The 5,391-nt window shown below is 32.5% G+C and carries 7 protein-coding genes; 6 read left to right on the forward strand and 1 reads right to left on the reverse strand.

The window, feature by feature from the left end; all coding sequences use genetic code 11:
• Window positions 1–175: 175 nt before the first annotated feature.
• A complete protein-coding gene (locus ACHZC3_RS02390) occupies window positions 176–676 on the reverse strand; it encodes a hypothetical protein (RefSeq protein WP_394758279.1) in 501 nt (166 codons plus the stop codon).
• Window positions 677–931: 255 nt separating this feature from the next.
• Between ACHZC3_RS02390 and ACHZC3_RS02395 the strand changes: the two genes are divergently transcribed.
• From ACHZC3_RS02395 to ACHZC3_RS02420, 6 genes are all read left to right on the forward strand, one after another.
• The gene (locus ACHZC3_RS02395; RefSeq protein ID WP_394758280.1) at window positions 932–1,801 is read left to right on the forward strand and encodes a hypothetical protein; all 870 of its coding nucleotides are present in this window, start codon (window positions 932–934) and stop codon (window positions 1,799–1,801) included.
• A gap of 17 nt (window positions 1,802–1,818) precedes the next feature.
• Window positions 1,819–2,217, forward strand: a complete 399-nt coding sequence (locus ACHZC3_RS02400) for a hypothetical protein (protein ID WP_394758281.1) — start codon at window positions 1,819–1,821, stop codon at window positions 2,215–2,217.
• Window positions 2,218–2,246: 29 nt separating this feature from the next.
• On the forward strand, window positions 2,247–2,963 hold the full coding sequence (locus ACHZC3_RS02405) for a hypothetical protein (RefSeq protein ID WP_394758282.1): 717 nt from the start codon (window positions 2,247–2,249) through the stop codon (window positions 2,961–2,963).
• A 69-nt stretch (window positions 2,964–3,032) separates the two neighbouring features.
• Window positions 3,033–3,575: a hypothetical protein gene (locus ACHZC3_RS02410; protein ID WP_310554752.1), complete on the forward strand. Its 543-nt coding sequence runs from the start codon at window positions 3,033–3,035 to the stop codon at window positions 3,573–3,575.
• A 6-nt stretch (window positions 3,576–3,581) separates the two neighbouring features.
• Complete coding sequence (locus ACHZC3_RS02415; RefSeq protein WP_394758283.1) at window positions 3,582–4,076, forward strand: hypothetical protein; 495 nt, start codon at window positions 3,582–3,584, stop codon at window positions 4,074–4,076.
• Window positions 4,077–4,079: 3 nt separating this feature from the next.
• Window positions 4,080–5,391, forward strand: a 1,312-nt coding sequence (locus ACHZC3_RS02420) for a S8 family serine peptidase (RefSeq protein WP_394758284.1), incomplete at its 3' end; no start/stop codon positions are given.

A 5,391-nucleotide genomic window follows, 5' to 3' on the forward strand; every position in this document is an offset into this window, starting at 1 on the left:
ATCCTGTCCATTTTGTGAAATTTGTTCCAACAAAATCTACCGCTATTGAAAAAAAAAGAGAAAATAAGAATAATTTAGATTTTAAATTGGGTAATTTATACCAAAATAGTATTCCTATAATACTGGATATTAAAGTTAAAAAAATCGAATAAAATCTTAAATTTTCTAGCATATTTTAGTTCTCCCCATATTCAATTTTAGGAGGATTCCCCATTCCTCCAAAGTTTAAAGGCTGTATTTCAGTTGCATCTGTATTTTCTTCTGTTGTCATTCTTCCGTCTGTTCTAAGTGTTCTGTCAGAGCTTCTTTTTTTAGTTGGCGCCAAAAAAATAGTTGTTAAACCTGCTTTTTCATTATAAGTAGCAGTGTCATTAGGATAAACACCTAAATAGAACCTAATACCATTTACTTGTATTCCTTTTTTCTCTCCTTCAGTTTTAATATAATGTATATAATTTTCTAACTCTTCAACAGAATACCATATAGCATTTGCATCTTCTCTATTAATACTTTGTAAAATCACTCCAGATCTTTCATTAATGTATCTAGTGTTTAAATTTCTTGCCATCTCTTGGGTTATCAATTGAGAAGGAGCTCCATGATTTATTACTGTTCCACAAGAAATAAATGCAAAAAGTGAAAAAATAGATGTCGTAGCAAAATAAATTCTTTTCATAGTTTTTAGTTTTAGTTGTTATTGATGCAAATATATCTACATGTAATTTTTTCGGCAAGGGGAAATGTCCCCTTTTTTTTTACTATTTTTTATTTTTTTATTACCGCTAAATTCCTTTAAAAAAAACAGGTAATATACTCTTTTGCAGATATTTAAATAATTACAATTTTACCAAATCAAATTAGTGCACAAATTGATAGGTGAAATCTGAAAAACCTAAAAAGAGTAAGAAGCAATTATTTACAACTAGAAATTATGAGTTTATATCACGAAGTTTTTCAAGGGGAATCGTTTAGTGAACAAGATTACTTTGAAGCAGTTAGATATGTTTTAGGACCTGAATATTCAAATTTAGGCGAAAGCGAGTTAGAAAATGTCCTTTTATCAAGAGTAGATCAAATGTCAGAAAGCGAAGCTGAAGGATTTTGGTCTAGCTTAGGGAATGTAGCCAGTAGTATAGGTTCTGGAGTCTTACGTGGCGTTTCTGCCATAGCTCCAATTGCGGGTACTGCAATTGGAACTTATTTTGGAGCACCACAAATAGGAGGTGCGCTCGGAGGTTTGGTTAGTAATCTAGCAGGTTCTGGGGCAACTGCTTTGTCAAATTACAACCAACAAAACCAACAAAGACAACAACAAGCACCGCCAAGAAGATATGCGCCACAACAACCACAGCGTCAATATCAGAATCCACCATCGCAATTTAGACAAACGGTTAATAACACAGGTCGCTATTTAGCTAATGCAGGAAGAGCTGCTTTACCAGCAATTAACCAATACATTCAGGATAATCCAGTGCAATTGAATCCACAAGCGAGACAAGATATTGGTAGAGTTCAAAATCTGTATGGTCAATTGGGCGGTATTATCAATAATCCACAATTTCAAGCAGGACAAGCACAACAAAGTTTAGGAACTGCTAGTCCAAATGCACCAATTGAAAGCCACTCGTTTGCAGAATTGATTGAAAACGTGAATTATTTGACTGAAAACATTTTGTATGAATACTACAATGGTGGATTTATACCAAGTGAGGATTATTTTGTAAACGATTATGGTCAGTTTGTGGGAAGCAATTCTCCAAGCAGAATCAATCGAGTACAAACATCGATTGCAAGTTTGTAAACATAAAAAAAGATAGTATGGAAGCGTATATACAAATGTTGAAAGAGCAAAATCCAGAAATGGCAAAATATTTTGAGATGATGCAACCTATGATGGAAAAAAAAGAAACTATAGAAGAAACTCCTTTTATTGATTTAGAATTGGAAGAAAAAATCAAAAAAATGAAAAGGATAAATCAAAAGTTATTCGCCATCGTAGAAGAATTAAAAGCGCAACTAAATTTTGAATTATCACAAAACGACGATATCGCAAAAGCCATTGGAGCTTGCACTGAATGTTTTGGAGAAAATATAGATTGTACAGAATGTTTTGGAACTGGAAAACCAGGAAACAATGTGCCCGATTTTATTCTGTTCAACAAGTATGTACAACCAGCTATACTAAAATACAATAAACATTATTTCAATAAAAATTAAATACATATTAACAATTAAAAATTAAAGTTATGAGCTATTACGAAAGTTATTTAGACGAAGATTTATTAAATGAAGATTTATTAAACGAAGATTTACTAGAAAGTTATGGGGAAAGTTTTGATGAAGCAAGATCAAACAGAAGACCATTTGCTAGAAGAATAAACCCTTCTGTAAGTCCAGGTGTTAGACAGCGTTCTAATTTTGGAGGTAATTTGAGCGGAAATTCTGCAGATTATGCTACAAAAAGCGACTTAAAAAAATCATTAGATACCATTTCTAAAGATGTAAACGAACTTAAAACCACCACTATTGCTACCAATAAAGCTTTAGTTTCATTAGATGCAAAACACACTCAATTAGCAAAAATTGACCTTCAAAAGAACGACAATCAAACTAAAGTGTTGAAAAATATGCAAATGATGAATATGATGGGTTCGTTATTAAATCAGCCAAAATTGAAAGTTGAAAATCTTCAAATTAATCCTGCAAAAGCTGCAGAAGGAGGAAATCCCGCAGTTCCCGCAACTATTGGTGTTGTTCAAGGTAAAAACCCAATAGAAGTTGATATGACGATGTCATTATTATTGCCAATGTTAACTACAATGGGGGATTCAGGTTCAGGAAAATCATCAGACAGTATGAATATGATGTTGCCTTTGGTCTTAATAATGGGTCAAGGTGGTAGCAATAATGATAGTAGTAAAATGCTGCCATTAGTCTTAATGATGACTATGATGAACAAATAAAAAAATACTTGGGCAGTGAAATATTGCTGCCCAATTATTTCATTTTTTAACAATTAAATATAAGAAACTATGAATCCACTTAATCTAATTATGAGTTACTTTATAGCAAACAGCAGAGCTGAACATTATGGAATAAAAGACCCTCAAGAAATTCAAAAAACGGGACTTATTGCAGGAATGATATCGGCAAATCCAATAATAAGTTATTTACTTATTGAAAATAAAGCAAAAGAATTGGAAGTAATTCCTGCTAGAAATTCTGCTCCAACTGGAACAGCTACAGGAGGTTCAACAACTCCAACAACTCCAACGATTCCAACAACGACTGGAACTCCAACAACAACTGCACCAGATCCTATTTTGGAAAAATTGGATAAGCTCAATAAAAAACTAGGAGACAGTCAAAAAGCGATTGGTGATCTTACCGAAAAAATCGAAACCATTAAGAAATCTTCTCAGGATAATAAAGCCGGAATAGATAGTATTAATACCATAATTGCTGAATTGCCAAAAGTTATAGATAGACTAGGTGCACTTGAGAGAAAAGTAGAGGCAATAAGTAATGTACAACCTGCAACTGTTACTGAGGTAAAACCATTAACAAAAAAATAAAGCACAATGGAAACTATAACCACAACTAAAGCGGATGAGATATTAAAAACACTCAAAAAAATAGATCAAAAAACAGATCAATTAGAAGCAAATAGTATTGAAAATTTATCAAAACTTATAGATGATAAATTTCAGAAAAATTTTCTAAAAGTTGGAAGTGTTGAAACTCAAAAACTTTCAAAAGAATTGGATTTGCAAATCAAACATTTTCAATTACAAAATGAAATTGCAAGTTTAGCCGATCGTAAAAAAGAAATCGAAAAGTTACATTTAGATAAAAACAGGGATAAACTTTCTATCGTTGATCAAGAGATTTTATCAAAACTGCTTGAAATGTCTAGTGACGGTGGAATTTTAGATAAATTTTTAAAAGCCATAAGTAATGACGATGATTTTTCTTATTTCAATTTACTATCTATTTCGTTTTTAAGAAGTTCAATTTTTGATTTAGAACGAAAACTATCAAATCTAGTAATTCAGCCAGAACCTGTAATACCATAAACAATGGATCCGCGACTAAAAATAATACTTTACGGAAACCAAGAAGAAGAACTTTCACTATTAATGCGGTTGTCAAATACAGAACAGTATCCTAAAAACTGCAAAGTGATTTCGCAATTTGGAGATATTATAAGTTGTAGGATAAAAAGAAAATTTTTAAACCAAGTTTATCATAGCCCAGAAGTAAAAAGTTTAAAAGCGCCAAGAGTTATTCCGTCAGACGATTTTTTGCACGAAAAAGTTAGAAGATACAAATACAAGTCAAAAACAGTAATCAACGAGAATCAAACATCAAAAGTGGTTTTTGGAATAGTTGATTTTGGATTCGATTTCACACATCCTGATTTTATAAACAATGGAAAAACCAGATTTGAAAAAATTTGGGTGCAATCAGAAAAAAGTGATGGCAACAAGTTTGGATACGGAAAATTCATCAATCAAAATCAATTAAATGATGCACTGGACGATGATTTTCCTTTCAAAAAAATAGGCTACCATCCCGGAAAATCTGATCTATTTGGTACAGGATCTCACGGAACCCACGTATTAGGCATTGCGTGCGGAAACGGAAGTGTAGCTAACAAAAGTTTCGCGCCAAACTGCTCAATAATAGCTGTTGATATGGGTTCAAATCTGGTTAATGGTTCAAATTTATCACTTGGAGACTCCGTAAAACTAATCGAAGGTCTAGATTTTATTTTAAACGAAGCTGGAAATCGCCCTGTTGTAATTAATATGAGTCTTGGTGGTCACGGAGATGCACACACTGGGCAAACTCTAGTAGAACAAGCCATTGACAATCTCTTAACTTCAAGAAATAGTACCGCAATAGTACAAAGTACAGGCAATTACCATCAGGCAAAAGCACACACTTATGGCGACATTAAAACCAATGGAAAAATTAAAATTCCGTGGATGTTCAAAAAAAAAGACAGAACACCAAACGAAATGGAAATATGGTATGAAGGAGATGATATTTTGAGTGTGGATATTTATGATGATAATAAGAAATTATTATTGTCTTCTACTCCATTTCAAGATGAAATAATAGTTAAAGACAATCAAGAAGTTGGGATTTGCTTGCACAGAAGCAATGAACCCAACACGCACAAAAACCAAATAGATATATTAATAAATGGGAAACTAAATTCTAAATATTGGACCATTGAACTCATCGGCAAAAAAGTAAATAACGGCAGATACCATTGTTATATAGAAAGAGATGATAGTGGGCAATCGATTTTTTTACCACAAATAGTGAATCAAACTCACACCACCAACTCTATTTGCAATTCTAAATATAGTATAGTGGTTG

Origin of the sequence: Flavobacterium sp., assembly GCF_043720215.1 — a bacterium.
Classification (GTDB): Bacteria; Bacteroidota; Bacteroidia; order Flavobacteriales; family Flavobacteriaceae; genus Flavobacterium.